Below are 12289 nucleotides of genomic sequence, written 5' to 3'. Positions count from 1 at the left end.
CATGGCCTCCATCATCACTCAGTCCGACAGCGACTGGCCGGACCCCTACGAGGAGGGGCTCGAGTACGTCTCGCTGATCGACGCGCTCGAGTCTCCCGGCACGCTCGTCCTCGTCACCCCGGGCGGCTTCGGCTCGACACCTCCCGCGAACGGCGGAACCGTCACGAACCGCTTCCGCGATCAGGCGGCAACGCTCATCGGGGCGACGCCATCGGACGCGGACCTGAGCGTGTGGTCGCTCGGCGCATCCCTCGGCGTTCTGCAGGAGATCACGCCGAAGGGCGGCCTGCACGTCGGTATCCCGGTGAGCGCGACCGGCAATGCCGGCATGGACCTGAACATGAAGGCACCGCTCTACAACTACCTGCGGACGAGCGGGCACGAGTTCTACTTCTCGGCCCACTTCTTCCGCACGCGCCTCGCGCTCACCGCTCCTGGGACGCCTGGCAACGGCTCCGCGCTGATGAGCGTCAACGCGGGAGTGACGCAGCTGGCGAGCGGTCAGCTCGTCGGCATGGGCTCGGTGCCGGTCATGCCGTCGCCGCCTGCGATCGTCGGGAAGCAGCGGGGCGTCACCACCAACGTCCTCGGGCCCGTCCTCGCGGACGCGGCGGTGAAGAACACGAGCGCCGCGCTCACCGGTGCGGTCGCCTACGACTCCCAGAACGCCACGCTGTGGAACATGGGCCCCCGCAACTACAACGCGCAGAACAGCCGCCGTGGCGCGCAGGGCGCGACGATCCTGTACCGCCTGGTCGTCGAGGATCTGACCGTCTCCGGCCGCACGTGGGAGCAGGTCGACAAGATCGACCAGGCCATCTACGCGCGCGAGTTCGGCACCGGCGGCACCCTGCTCGCCGACACCTACACCGCAGCCCCCTGACCCGGACACACGAAACGCCCCCTCGCCCTCCTTCGGGAGCGGCGAGGGGGCGTTTCGTCGTGTGTGCTTAGCCGTCGAAGGAGTCGACCGTCGTTGTTAGCCTCCCGTCGCCGTTCACCACGACAGTGCAGGCATAGTTCGATCGGAGCGTCGCGCCGAAGGAGTTCTCCGCATCTACCGAACCGGTCACTTTCCACGTGCCCCCGCCGGTCGCGGAGCTATCGAATTCCGCAGTGGCTGGCGCTTTCAGCAGACGCTCGATCCGCGCCTCGCATTGAGCGATCGCCTCGTACTGGTTGTCGCCGCTGTCGGACTCGCTCGAGATCTCGCTGATGCCCTTGATGCAGCCGGCGAAGGCGAGCACGACGACGCCTACTAGGACGAGGCATCCGATCGGGGGTCGGCGCTTCGCGGGGGCTGGGGGAGTGGGGATGTCCGACACGTGTGGATCGTACCGTCAGAGGTGCGCAGTGAGGCGTGTCAGCGGTGCCCCTCATCATTGGGCCATGTCACACCACTGGACTCCGCTGAGCATGGTCTCTCGCTCGGTCAGTCCGCGCGAGTGGAGGATGGGCGACAAGCGCGAGGAGCTCGGCTGGATCCGCCTGGTCGAGTACCAGGGCCTGCCGACCTACGTCTGCGTGACGCGGGACGAGTGGGTGGTGGGCGGCGGTGACTCGCTGCGCGACGCTGCGGAGGCGTTCCTCGCGTGGCATCGAGGCCGTTCTGGCTGAGGTGCCCCCGGCAGGACTCGAACCTGCGACCGTCAGATTAGAAGGCTGCTGCTCTATCCACTGAGCTACGGGGGCGCCTCGACAGGGTACTACGCGGCCTCTGCGAGCCCTCCCGCTCGGTACCGGCCGCGGGCGGCGGTGATGGGTACGACCACGGAGGGCAGCAGCTCGAGGGCTTCGCGGGATCGGCGGTCGGAGGGTCGCGCGTACTCGCGGAGTGTCTCGCCGGTGGAGTGCCGGGCGAGGTGCTGCGCGACGTCGGGGTGGACGCCGGCCTCGAGCAGTTCCGTGATGAAGAACGCGCGGAGGTGGTGTCCGGTGTGCTCGATGCCGGCGCGCTTGAAGGCGGCGCTGAGGGTGGCGGAGACGGACTTCCCGCCGACGTGGACGCCTTCGATGATGGGGGAGGGGAACCACCATCCGGCGCGGGGGTACTTCTGCGCTTCCTCCCACACGAGGGGGTGTAGCGGGCGCCAGACCTCCTTCCGGCCCTTACCTTCGCGGGTGAAGACGCGGCGCTCTTCCCAGTCGATCGCGTCGCCGGCGATCGCGGCGATCTCGGAGGCGCGGAGCCCGTTGAACGCGTAGAGCAGGATCTTCATGCGGGTCGCGCCGTAGATGCCGCTGTCGAGGACGCGCTGCAGCTGCTCTCGAGTGACGGGGTTGGGTTCGCGCTTCTCGACGCGTGGGCGGGGGAGTCGGGCGGCGGGGTTGTCGAGGCGCAGCTGCTCGTCCTGCATCCACGTGTAGAAGGTGTGGATGTGCGAGCGGTAATTCTGTTTCGTCCGACCGGAGAGGTCGCGGCGGCCGAGGAAGCGGATCAGGTCGTGCCGGGTGAGCTCGAGCAGTGCTCGTTCGCAGAACCGCTCGAGCGCGCGCATCAGGTAGAGGCGCTCGCGGATGGTGCGTTCGCGGCAGTGCTGCGCGCGCATCTCGGCGGACCAGAGGTCGAGGAGGTCGGGTGTGGAGAGCATTCGGTTATCCCCCAGTGGATCGTCGTCGGCGTCCCGCCAGGTGCGGGATGTCCGACGTTAGGCGGATACCCCCCGTCAGGGGCGGCCCCTTTGTGGGCGTAGAGCGACAGGTGTTGTCTAGACCAGAAAGAAGCTGTGTGTCTACTCAGGCGCCGCACGCCAGACGAGCTCGTTGAAGAGCGCGTCGTACTCGGAATGCTCAAGGTGCCCGCAGCGCGAGCATCGTCGAGTGTCGCCTGATGTCGTCCACCTGTGTGGGAGGAGGCACCTTGACCGCTGGGTAGTCACAACCAGCCGGGGCGGACGTCGCTCGGGTGCCAGCGTTCGATCGTGCCGTTCGCCGCGATGCGGACTCGCAAGCCCGACTTCGAGACGCTCAGGAGCGTCGCGTGCGCTCGGCCGTCGCCCAAGATCCCGACGTGGGTGACGCGACGGTAGCCACTCGCCTTCCAGGCTGACCAGTCGGTCAGCGCCATCTCTTGCGCCGCCATCACGCGACCGCCTTCTCTGATCCGAAGAGCGGCGTGACCGGGGCCAAGTAATCTCTTGGCCGCAGGTTCGATTCCTGCCGGGGGCACCCCACTGATACGAGCGGGCGCGACGCGCGCCCACGGCTTAAAGTCACCTAACACACCTCGAATATCGAGGCAACACCGGCGTGTTTCCGAGCAACTGCGTCTTGAGTGTGTTCCAGGCACCTACTGTGGAGGTGTCCGGAATTACAACGACGTAAGGAACGGAGGTACGACCATGCTGCTCCTCGCCATTCTCGGTGGAATCGCCGTTGCGTGGACGATCGTCGCGGCGCCCCTCGCCGTGCTGGTCGGCCGAGTCGCTCGTGCACGTGATGCACACGTCTGAGGCGTACAACCTGCACCATCCGCACCAGGGAGAAGGCCCCCGCCGCATCTGCGGCAGGGGCCTTCTCTCGTTGTCCGATCGGCCTCCGTCGGCCGGCGCCGTGTCAGTCGGCGCTGCGAGCGGAGGGCGCGGTCGTGGGCGACTCCTCGCGGGTCTCGTCGTTCGAGGCCGGGGACGGCTGCTCCACCGGGGGCAGCTCCTCGACCGGGCGCTCCCGCGAGGGCACGTCGAGGCGGTCCACGTCGTCGAGAAGCTGGCGCGTTTCATCGTGTGAGGACGCCGATGGCGCGGGCGGGAGCACGATCGTCGGAGTCGACGGCCGCTGGTAGGAGGTGTCCGACGACTCGGCGGTGCCGGCGCCGATGACGACCGGGGCTGCCGGGGGAGCGGGCTGCGCCGTCGAGGGCTCGGTCGCGACGCGGGTCGTCGGAGCGGTCTCGGACGAGGGGGCCCGCTCGGATCCGGGGGCCGCGGGAGTCTCGGGCCGAGAGGTCTCGGAGAAGCGCCAGCGCTCGAGGTCGGCGAGGAAGGCCTTGCGCGCGCGGCTCGGCTTGTCGCGCCACTGCACGAGGCGGTCGCGGAACTCGCCGATGCTCGCCTGCGTCTGGTAGCCGCCGGTCGAAGAGGTGTGCTTGAGATCGGCGAGCTCGTGCGCCGCCCAGTTCGCGGCGACTCCGGACCCCTTGATCGGGAGCAGGCGGAGGTGCGTCTCGGCCTGCGCGGCGGCGCGGTCGCTGAGGATGCGCTCGGACTGCGTGAGGACGTTCCAGGCGGAGGCGTCGACCGCGGCATCGATGAGCGTCGCGATCACCGCGTTCTTGCGCTCGTGCTCCTGCTGCCGGATCAGGCGCGCGATCGAGCCGCGGAAGACCGCGGCCGTCACGATCACTCCGATCACCACGGCGAGCAGGATGACGACGGCGAGGAACACCGATCGGTGCCCGTCGGTCGTCTGGATCCAGGTCACGAACTCGTTCCACCACTGCATGAGGCGAACGCTAGCCCGCCGTCGTGCCGCCGCCCGTGTGCCGCGCCGACCGACTGGCGATCGGCGCGGCGCGCGGGGGCAGCCGCACGGGACAGCAGCACGGGGGAATGGCACGGCGGCCGCCGAACAGGAGCCTCAGGCGACGCGGAAGACCTCGGCCGCGTCGTCGACGCTCCAGAACTCGCCGATCTCGGCCCCGGACGGCATGCCGTCGCGGAGGAGCCGGGCGCGGAACCGCTCCCCCCGGGGGTCGTCGACCAGCTCGATGTGGCCGACGACGGCACCGGAGGTCGCGGCGACCCGCCAGAGGCGGGGGTTCACCCGCGTGAGAGTGGGCGGGACGCGGGTGGCGTGCAAGGTGGACAGGGACATCGGGACCTCCTGCTCGAGTGCTCGGCGCACCCCGCGGCCGAGTGCCTTCGCAGACTACGAGCGACCACCGACATTCCCCGAGGGCGGCTCAGAGCCCGGTGCCGTGCACGGCGAACTCCTCGATCTCCTCGATCTCCTCTGCGCTGAGCGGGCCGGCGTCCAGGGCCGCCACGTTCTGCTCCAGCTGGCCGATGCTCGAGGCGCCGATCACCGCGCTGGTGACGGCGGGCGAGCGCAGCACCCAGGCCAGGGCGAGCTGCGCCACCGACTGCCCGCGGGCCTGGGCGATCGCGGCGAGACCGCGCACGCGGTCGAGGTAGGCCTGGTCGATGCGCTCGGAGGAGAGGAAGCGCGAGGTCGCGGCGCGCGACCCCTCCGGAATGGCGCCGTCGAGGTAGCGGTCGGTCAGCAGCCCCTGCGCGAGGGGCGAGAAGACGATGCAGCCGGCACCGATCTCCTCGAGGACCGGGAAGAGGCCGTCTTCGACGTGACGGTCGAACATCGAGTAGCGGGGCTGGTGGATCAGCAGCGGCACGCCGGTCTCGGCGAGAGCGCTCTGCGCGGCCCGCGTCTGCTCGGGGTCGTAGTTCGAGATGCCGACGTAGAGCGCCTTGCCCTGCTGCACGGCAGAGGCGAGCGCCCCCATCGTCTCCTCGATCGGCGTGGCCGGGTCGGGGCGGTGCGAGTAGAAGACGTCGACGTAGTCCACTCCGAGGCGCTCGAGGCTCTGGTCGAGCGAGGAGAGCAGGTACTTGCGCGAGCCTCCGTCGCCGTAGGGCCCGGGCCACATGTCGTAGCCGGCCTTGGAGGAGAGCACGATCTCGTCGCGGTAGGGGCGGAAGTCCTCGGCGAAGATCCGCCCGAACGCCGTCTCGGCCGCGCCGTAGGGAGGGCCGTAGTTGTTCGCGAGATCGAAGTGCGTGATCCCGAGGTCGAAGGCGCGGCGCAGGATCGCGCGCTGGGTGTCGAGGGGGCGGTCGGAACCGAAGTTGTGCCACAGTCCGAGTGAGAGGGCGGGCAGCTTCAGCCCGCTCCTTCCCACTCGTCGGTAGTCCATGCGGTCGTAGCGGTCGGGGGCGGCGTCGTAGCTCACCTGTGGACTCTATTCCAGGCCTCCGCCCGGCGGAATGCGCGGGCGTCACAGGGTGTTGACTCGAGTGACGCGACCGGCGCCCCGGCTGCGTCGCTGCGACAGGAAGTGAGCCACACGCAATGCGCACATTCGTACTCGCCGGAGGATGCTTCTGGTGTCTCGACGCCGTCTACCGCGTCCTCGACGGCGTGACCGACGTCGTCTCCGGCTATACCGGCGGATCCACGCCGGACCCGTCCTACGAGGCCGTCTGCACGGGCCGCACCGGCCACGCCGAGGCGGTCGCCGTGACCTTCGACCCCGACGTCATCCCCGAGTCGGTCATCCTCGACGTCTTCTTCACCCTGCACGACCCGCGCCAGCTGAACCGCCAGGGCAACGACGTCGGCACGCAGTACCGCTCGGCGATGTACTACTCGAGCGACGAGGAGAAGGAGCTGTTCGAGACGGCTCGCGACCGCGCCGCCGAGTGGTGGGACGGCCCGATCGTCACCGAGATCTCGCCGCTGGGCGTGTACTTCGAGGCCGAGGACTACCACCAGGACTTCTTCACGAAGAACCCCGGCCAGGGCTACTGCCTCGCCGTGGCGCTGCCGAAGGTGAACAAGATCCGCAAGTCCTACTCGTCCTACATCACGGCGTCCTAGCGCTCCTCCCCAGGCGCCGTCTCGATCGGCTCCTCCCCAGAACGGCCCGCACTCCGAACGGAGGCGGGCCGTTCGTCGTGACACTGTCCCTGCGGCGCCCGGTCGGTACCAGCCCCCTCCGATCGGGCGCCGTTCGATCGCACCCGCGATCACCGACGAGAGGACACGACAATGACCGACACCATGACCGTCATCGGAGTCATCGGCACCGACCCGCGCAGCATCGACACAGCGAACGGCACTGCGATGACGACCTTCCGGCTGGCCTCCGCCCAGCGGCGCTACGACCGCGCCGCACAGCGCTGGGTCGACGCCGCGACCAACTGGTACACCGTGAACGCCTTCAACGGACTCGCCGGCAACGCGCTCGCATCCCTGGCCCGCGGCGACCGCGTCATCGTCACCGGCCGCCTCACCGTGCGTCCGTGGGAGGCGGGAGGCAAGACGGGCACCGACGTCGCGGTCAATGCCGACGGGATCGGCCACGACCTCGCCTGGGGCACGACCAGCTACAGCAGGACGGTCGGCAAGTCCGCCGCCCCCGCAGCTCCCGGCGCCGCGCCCGCGTGGAGCGAGACCGCCCCGTCCGCCGACGGAGCGGAGACCTCGGGCGACTGGGGTGCGGTGTCGCCCGGTGCGGCCGCGGAGCCGTCGTTAGAATCGGTGGACACCCCGTTCTGAGAGCTCCTTCGCGAGCGTCCGCGCGCGGTGGGTCCGGCTCGAGATCCGCTGCCGGCGAGAGGAGCCCCGTGCCACCGAGGAGCAAGGTGCCGCCGCGGGCCGCGGCGTCCTCCGTCATCGCGCAGGGTGCGCTCGTCCTGGGGATGCTCCTGCTCGCGGGCTGCACCGCCTCCGACACTCCTGCTCCGACGGTCTCCTCGTCGGCCGCGGCCGTACCGACCGCCTCCGAGGCTCCCTCCGCTCCGGTCGCCCTCGTGCCCGGGGGCACCGCGGAGGAGAACCGCCCGTTCTTCGAGCAGGTCGTCACCGGAGTCGTCGGCGCCGATCCGTCCGCGCCCGGCCGCAGCGTCGTCGACGCCCTCGTCGCGAACGGATTCGCGAAGGAGTCGATGCAGCTGACGGCCGACGAGACCTCGATCGGTCTCGAGGCCGATTCGGTCCAGGTCTCCGTCAAGATGTCCGACGCGTGCCTCATCGGGCAGTACGGGCCGAAGAGCGACGGTGTGCACGTCGTCGTCGCGGCGCCCATCGCCACCGGCGCCTGCCTGATCGGCCAGACCGTCCCGCTCGACGGCTGACCCGCTCGGAGTCCGGCCGATCGGAGTCCGACCCGCTCGGGGGAACGAGCCGGTATCCTCGAACGGGTCCCCGGCCATCGACTCCGCCGCTCACTCGAGCGGTGCGGCGGTCGACAGACGGCGTCATCCGGCCGAGGCCCTCCCGATCCACGGGACCTGCCCGGCGGAGAGCGGGGCACCGAGAACGTACGAGCGGTTGAGGACTGAAGTGGCTGAATACAATCAGGCGCAGCTAGTCCTAATGCCTGCTGACCTCGTGGAGGTCATCGCCCAGGTCGACGGGCTCGTCCGGCCGGGTGAAATCGTTCGGCGCGAGCTCGCCCGTCGAACGGACGGAATTTTCGTGGCCTACGACGTCGCGGAGGGGGACCCACGATTCGATCTGCGATACGTCTGTCTGCCGTCGTCCGGTTATCCGCGTCTGTGGCAGCGGACGACTGCGCGCGTTCGCGTCGGGGGTGGCTCGCGTGCGTGGACCTCACTCGATCGCGAGTTTGCTCACGACGCTGCACTGCTGTCGAAGCTCGGAGCGGACGAGGTCGCCGTGAAGGTGCGGGTGGAGCGAGTCCGCTTCACGTCAAGAACCGGACCGCGTAGAGGCGAGCAAGTCGATTTGCTGCGGCCAAGGCTGGTCCTCGCGAGCTAGGCCGCCGCGGGCAGCCAGTCGACGACGGTCCCGTCGGGCTCGACGCGCGCCAGGCCGCAACCGAGGCCGCGGGCGCCGGCGGGGATCCAAGCCGAGAAGGAGCCGTCGGCGAGGCTGATTGCGCGTAGCTCGCCCTCGCGACCGGGCCAGGGCTCGATGCGGATCACGTCGGCTGTGGACAGGTGGTCGGTGATCTCGAGGACGAGGGCGTCTGCGGCGCGAGCGACGGTGCTCTTCCGGCGAGTGCGAGTGGTGAAGGTCATGCGCTAAATAGTGCCCTATTAAGTCGGGGCCTGCAACCGTTAATGTGGCGCCATGAGCGAAGCTGCGCGCCTTGGGCGCCCCCCTGTTGAAGACCGCCGCGAGCGGGAGCGGCGCCTCCGCTTCACAGCTGATGAGGACCGCGAGATCGAGGAGGCGGCGAAACGCGCCGGCGTGCCGTTTGCGCGGTGGGTGCGAGAGCGCGCACTCGATGCCGCGCGGTCCGCCCGCTGACCCCTGAACGCCGAAAGGGCCCGCCCCGGATGATGAGTCCAGGACGGGCCCTAGGCGCGTCAACAAACCGCAGGCGTTTTGTCAGAGTGTCTTAGGGTCGCGAGCGGCGCCGGGATGTTCGGCCCCGCTTGTGGTCGGTAGGGTGACGCCTGTGAGTGACGATCGAGACCACGTCCCAGCCGCCTTGAAACGCTCGCTCTACCTCGAGGCGGGGCACCGTTGCGCGATACCGACCTGCCGGAGCACGGTTGCCCTCGAGATGGCACACATCGTCCCTTGGGAGACCGTTCGAGCTCATGACTTCTCGAACATGCTGGTTCTCTGTCACAACTGCCACTGGCGCTATGACACGACGAAGGAGATCGACCGGAAGTCGATCCGCGCCTACAAGATGAACCTGTCGGTTCTGAACGCACGGTACAGCGACTACGAGCGTCGGGTGCTCGAGGCTCTGCACTTGCGGGGCGAAAACTCGTCGTTGCGGTTGTCCGGAGGCGATTCGCTCGACGTGCTGCTCCAGAACGTGCAGCGCGACGGGCTCGTGTCCCGCGAAGCCGACGTAGGGATGATGTACCGCTCCCCGGGCGGGGGGCTGGACATCGTGCTCCCCGGCGCCGTCTTCAACAATGCGGGACTTCCTCGATCTCAGGTCGACATTCGGCCAGAGAACCGCCTCGACGCTGGCCTCGAAACGGTGTCGCTCACGGCAGCCGGCATCCAATTCATCCAGCAGTGGTTCGGGGCCGTTCCACTGGACGATGCACCTCCAGCCACGGACGAGCAGGGGGGCTAGAAGCCGAGGGGCCACTCGCCGGTGCTCGCTGCGAGGGTCTTCTTCGCGTCGTAGTCGTTCACGACGAGGTGCGACTCGCCGTTGGCGAGCTCGCGGACCCACGCGACGACTGAGCCGTCAACGAGGATCGGGCGATCCGCGGCGGGCGCTGCGCCGCCTGCGAGACCTCCGCCGTCGACGGCCGGCGAGGAGAAGCCGGCGGTCGGCTCGACGAGCGGGCGCACCGTAGGCGACGCGAGCGTCGTCAGGGCGGCAACCGCGTCGCCCACCCCGGCGGCCGAGTCGTTGATGCCTCCGACGAAGGCGTCGCCGATCGCGCCTCCGGAGTTGAGGATCTTCGTCCAGCCGGAGCCGGAGAGCGGGCCGCGCTGCGCGGGCGAGTTGGGGAAGAAGCTCGCGGCGAAGTCCATGACCCCGCCGACCGCGTCGCCGACGGCGCCGATCATCCCGGAGATACCGTCGATGAAGCCCTGGATCAGGGCTTGGCCGGACTCGAGGAAGAGGCCGCCAAGATCGCCGAGCGCGGCCAGGGCTGCCCCGGGGAGTCCGCCGATGAACTCGAGCGCGGTTGTGATTCCAGCGCTGATCGCGGTCGTGATGTTGTTCCACGCATCGGTGACGAAGGACCCGATGGCGGTCCATGCGTTATTCCAAATACCGGAGATCGCGGCGAGGACGGCGCCGATGATCGACATGACGATGTTGATCGCGCCCGTGACGAGAGCCACGATGACGTTCCACACGCCGGAGAGGATCCCGAGGATGCCTTCCCAGACCATCGACCAGTTGCCGGTGATGATGCCGGTAACGACGTCGATGATTCCCTGGACGATCTGCATAGCCGCGGTGATGACGGCGACGATCACGCCGAAGACCGTCGTCACGACGGGGAGGAGAGCTTGAATCACGGGGATCAGAACGCCGAGGAGAATCTCGACCAGCGGCCCGACCGCCGAGACGACGAGCCCGAGCGCGACGACGACGACCGGGATCACGGCGTTGACGAGGTCGAGTAGCGGCGTGATGAGCGCGAGGATCGGGACGAGCAGTCCGACAATCGCGGCGATCAGCGGCGAGGCGGCCGTCACGACCTGAGCCAGCGCGTCGCCGACGACGACGAGGAGCGGGGTCAGGGCGGTGACGGCGCTCGTGAGGAGCGTGCCGAGCGTGCTCGCGAGAAGCCCGATGATCGGCCCGAGGGCCTGGAAGATCGGCATCAGCGCGCCGGCGATCGTGGTCACGAGGGACATGAGCGCGCCCTGGAGCGCAGGCGACGCCGCGGCGGCTGCTGCGAAGAGGCCGATCACGAGTCCGACAGGGCCGAGCGCGGTCAGGAAGCCGCCGCCGAGCTTGGGCAGGATGCCGGCGAGGCCGCCGAGTGCGCTTGTGATCGTCGGGACGATGCTCGCGAGCGGGGCGAAGTTGAGCGCCATGCCGGCAATGAGGGCGCCAAGCGGTGCGAGGAACGGAGCGAGGGAGGCGAGGGAGCCGCCAAGGCCGCCGAAAGCGCTGGCGATTCCTGTGCCGGACGTGCTGAGGAAGCCGGACACGGCGTCGAAGACGTTGCGGAGGATGACGCCGAAGGTGGTCACCGGCTCCGTCAGGGGGCCGAGGTCCATCGTGGGCGGCTTGCCGTTGAAGGCCGCCCAGAGCGTGCCGATCACGCCTACGGCGGTGTGAATCCCGTTGACGGTGCCGTCAATCGCTGGGCCGAGCACGCCGAGGAGGATGCCGGCGCCGGCGGAGACTGCGGGGAGGAGCTCGGCACCAATGCGGGCGCTCGCATCCGAGAGCGTGGCGGCGAGGACCTGCTGTTTCTGAGCGAGGGTGTCGGACTCGCGCCCGAAGTTGCCGTGGGCGTCGGCCGTCTGATCCATGATCAGTGCGAGCGTGGCTGCCTGGCTGGCTTCGCTGGAGAGAGCCCCGCCGACTTTCGAGAAGCCGAGCTCGGCGGCCTTGGCGTCGATGCTCGCCTGGTTCAGTGACACGCCGAATTGCTCAATTGGATCCCTTTCTCCTTTCAGGGCCGACGAGAGAGCGGAGACCGCGTCTTTCGTCGTTCCGCCGAACATGGAGGAGAGATCCGCGCCGAGGCCGATCAGGTCGTTGGTCTTCGGGGCGAGTTCGTCCATCGCCGTGCCCCCGTTGCGAAGCTGCGTGCCGATGAGCGTCCCGAGCTCGTTGAACTCGTTCGCCGTCAGCCCGACGTTGGTCGCTGCCTGGCCGGCCCAGTCGTGCATCTGACCGGCGGAGTCCTTGAAGACGGTGTCGATGGCTCCGACCGACTGCTCGAGCTGACCGGCTGCCTGCACGGCACCCGCCGCGAAATTCACTCCGAACCCGACGCCAGCGGCGACGGCGCCGGCCGCTAGAAGGGGCAGCGCTGCGCCCCGCCAGGTGGCACCGAACTTCGCGCCGGCCGCCTGGCCGCCGGAGCCGAGGGGGCCGTCGACTTCGCCGCTGAGGAGCCGGCCGAAGTCTTTCGCGGACGGAATGATCTGGAGGCTGGCGTAGCCGACGGACGTCATGGGGTCTCCTGTGAGA

The 12289-nt window shown here is 69.1% G+C and carries 16 protein-coding genes and 1 tRNA gene; 8 read left to right on the top strand and 9 right to left on the bottom strand.

The annotated features are described in order from the left end of the window. The first annotated feature begins 1 nt into the window (after nt 1). Entirely contained in the window at nt 2-883 is an 882-nt protein-coding gene (locus GRS96_RS12305; RefSeq protein ID WP_159988584.1) for a hypothetical protein, read from the top strand. A 67-nt stretch (nt 884-950) separates the two neighbouring features. Here the strand turns inward: GRS96_RS12305 and GRS96_RS12300 are convergent, their stop codons facing one another. Further along, nucleotides 951-1325, bottom strand: coding sequence for a hypothetical protein (locus tag GRS96_RS12300; protein ID WP_204162079.1), 375 nt, complete (start codon nt 1323-1325; stop codon nt 951-953). Between the two features lie 64 nt (nt 1326-1389). Here GRS96_RS12300 and GRS96_RS12295 point away from each other — a divergent pair, with 64 nt between their 5' ends. After that, nucleotides 1390-1617 (top strand): hypothetical protein, encoded by a 228-nt coding sequence (locus tag GRS96_RS12295; protein ID WP_159988583.1) that lies wholly within the window; start codon nt 1390-1392, stop codon nt 1615-1617. Between the two features lie 2 nt (nt 1618-1619). Here GRS96_RS12295 and GRS96_RS12290 read toward each other — a convergent pair. The 6 genes from GRS96_RS12290 to mgrA form a co-directional block, all read right to left on the bottom strand. Then, nucleotides 1620-1692, bottom strand: a tRNA-Arg gene (locus GRS96_RS12290). Between the two features lie 14 nt (nt 1693-1706). Beyond that, the gene (locus GRS96_RS12285) at nt 1707-2591 is read right to left on the bottom strand and encodes a tyrosine-type recombinase/integrase (RefSeq protein ID WP_159988582.1); all 885 of its coding nucleotides are present in this window, start codon (nt 2589-2591) and stop codon (nt 1707-1709) included. 284 nt (nt 2592-2875) lie between these two features. After that, complete coding sequence (locus GRS96_RS12280) at nt 2876-3067, bottom strand: hypothetical protein (protein ID WP_159988581.1); 192 nt, start codon at nt 3065-3067, stop codon at nt 2876-2878. 488 nt (nt 3068-3555) lie between these two features. Then, a complete protein-coding gene (locus tag GRS96_RS12275) occupies nt 3556-4440 on the bottom strand; it encodes a hypothetical protein (RefSeq protein ID WP_159988580.1) in 885 nt (294 codons plus the stop codon). 135 nt (nt 4441-4575) lie between these two features. Further along, entirely contained in the window at nt 4576-4812 is a 237-nt protein-coding gene (locus GRS96_RS12270) for a hypothetical protein (protein WP_159988579.1), read from the bottom strand. Nucleotides 4813-4900: 88 nt separating this feature from the next. Then, nucleotides 4901-5905: an L-glyceraldehyde 3-phosphate reductase gene (gene mgrA / locus GRS96_RS12265; RefSeq protein ID WP_159988578.1), complete on the bottom strand. Its 1005-nt coding sequence runs from the start codon at nt 5903-5905 to the stop codon at nt 4901-4903. A gap of 119 nt (nt 5906-6024) precedes the next feature. Here mgrA and msrA point away from each other — a divergent pair, with 119 nt between their 5' ends. From msrA to GRS96_RS12245, 4 genes are all read left to right on the top strand, one after another. Continuing rightward, complete coding sequence (msrA, locus tag GRS96_RS12260; protein ID WP_159853818.1) at nt 6025-6552, top strand: peptide-methionine (S)-S-oxide reductase MsrA; 528 nt, start codon at nt 6025-6027, stop codon at nt 6550-6552. Between the two features lie 171 nt (nt 6553-6723). Next, nucleotides 6724-7233, top strand: coding sequence for a single-stranded DNA-binding protein (locus tag GRS96_RS12255; RefSeq protein ID WP_159988577.1), 510 nt, complete (start codon nt 6724-6726; stop codon nt 7231-7233). Between the two features lie 68 nt (nt 7234-7301). Further along, entirely contained in the window at nt 7302-7811 is a 510-nt protein-coding gene (locus GRS96_RS12250) for a DUF6993 domain-containing protein (RefSeq protein ID WP_235021818.1), read from the top strand. Between the two features lie 208 nt (nt 7812-8019). Continuing rightward, complete coding sequence (locus GRS96_RS12245; RefSeq protein WP_159988576.1) at nt 8020-8457, top strand: hypothetical protein; 438 nt, start codon at nt 8020-8022, stop codon at nt 8455-8457. Here GRS96_RS12245 and GRS96_RS12240 read toward each other — a convergent pair. Beyond that, nucleotides 8454-8720 carry a hypothetical protein gene (locus GRS96_RS12240; RefSeq protein ID WP_159988575.1) on the bottom strand — a complete coding sequence of 89 codons (267 nt, stop codon included), beginning with the start codon at nt 8718-8720 and terminating at the stop codon, nt 8454-8456. The genes GRS96_RS12245 and GRS96_RS12240 overlap by 4 nt on opposite strands. A gap of 52 nt (nt 8721-8772) precedes the next feature. Between GRS96_RS12240 and GRS96_RS20920 the strand changes: the two genes are divergently transcribed. Continuing rightward, the gene (locus tag GRS96_RS20920) at nt 8773-8952 is read left to right on the top strand and encodes a plasmid mobilization protein (protein ID WP_442966619.1); all 180 of its coding nucleotides are present in this window, start codon (nt 8773-8775) and stop codon (nt 8950-8952) included. Between the two features lie 130 nt (nt 8953-9082). After that, nucleotides 9083-9745, top strand: coding sequence for an HNH endonuclease signature motif containing protein (locus GRS96_RS12235; protein ID WP_328612394.1), 663 nt, complete (start codon nt 9083-9085; stop codon nt 9743-9745). Here the strand turns inward: GRS96_RS12235 and GRS96_RS12230 are convergent. Continuing rightward, nucleotides 9742-12273 (bottom strand): phage tail protein, encoded by a 2532-nt coding sequence (locus GRS96_RS12230; protein WP_159988573.1) that lies wholly within the window; start codon nt 12271-12273, stop codon nt 9742-9744. The genes GRS96_RS12235 and GRS96_RS12230 overlap by 4 nt on opposite strands. Between the last annotated feature and the right edge of the window lie 16 nt (nt 12274-12289).

The organism is Rathayibacter sp. VKM Ac-2803, from assembly GCF_009807175.1.
Taxonomy (GTDB): domain Bacteria; phylum Actinomycetota; class Actinomycetes; order Actinomycetales; family Microbacteriaceae; genus Rathayibacter.
Note: the sequence above shows the minus strand (reverse complement) of the source record. Positions and strands in the feature narration are given on the sequence as shown.

What these genes read in the sequence shown, in the direction of transcription:
- GRS96_RS12305 (WP_159988584.1), top strand. Translation starts at nt 2, where the DNA reads ATGGCCTCCATCATCACTCAGTCCGACAGCGACTGGCCGGACCCCTAC.
- GRS96_RS12295 (WP_159988583.1), top strand. Translation starts at nt 1,390, where the DNA reads ATGTCACACCACTGGACTCCGCTGAGCATGGTCTCTCGCTCGGTCAGT.
- GRS96_RS12285 (WP_159988582.1), bottom strand. Translation starts at nt 2,591, where the DNA reads ATGCTCTCCACACCCGACCTCCTCGACCTCTGGTCCGCCGAGATGCGC.
- GRS96_RS12280 (WP_159988581.1), bottom strand. Translation starts at nt 3,067, where the DNA reads ATGGCGCTGACCGACTGGTCAGCCTGGAAGGCGAGTGGCTACCGTCGC.
- GRS96_RS12275 (WP_159988580.1), bottom strand. Translation starts at nt 4,440, where the DNA reads ATGCAGTGGTGGAACGAGTTCGTGACCTGGATCCAGACGACCGACGGG.
- GRS96_RS12270 (WP_159988579.1), bottom strand. Translation starts at nt 4,812, where the DNA reads ATGTCCCTGTCCACCTTGCACGCCACCCGCGTCCCGCCCACTCTCACG.
- msrA (WP_159853818.1), top strand. Translation starts at nt 6,025, where the DNA reads ATGCGCACATTCGTACTCGCCGGAGGATGCTTCTGGTGTCTCGACGCC.
- GRS96_RS12255 (WP_159988577.1), top strand. Translation starts at nt 6,724, where the DNA reads ATGACCGACACCATGACCGTCATCGGAGTCATCGGCACCGACCCGCGC.
- GRS96_RS12240 (WP_159988575.1), bottom strand. Translation starts at nt 8,720, where the DNA reads ATGACCTTCACCACTCGCACTCGCCGGAAGAGCACCGTCGCTCGCGCC.
- GRS96_RS20920 (WP_442966619.1), top strand. Translation starts at nt 8,773, where the DNA reads ATGAGCGAAGCTGCGCGCCTTGGGCGCCCCCCTGTTGAAGACCGCCGC.
- GRS96_RS12230 (WP_159988573.1), bottom strand. Translation starts at nt 12,273, where the DNA reads ATGACGTCCGTCGGCTACGCCAGCCTCCAGATCATTCCGTCCGCGAAA.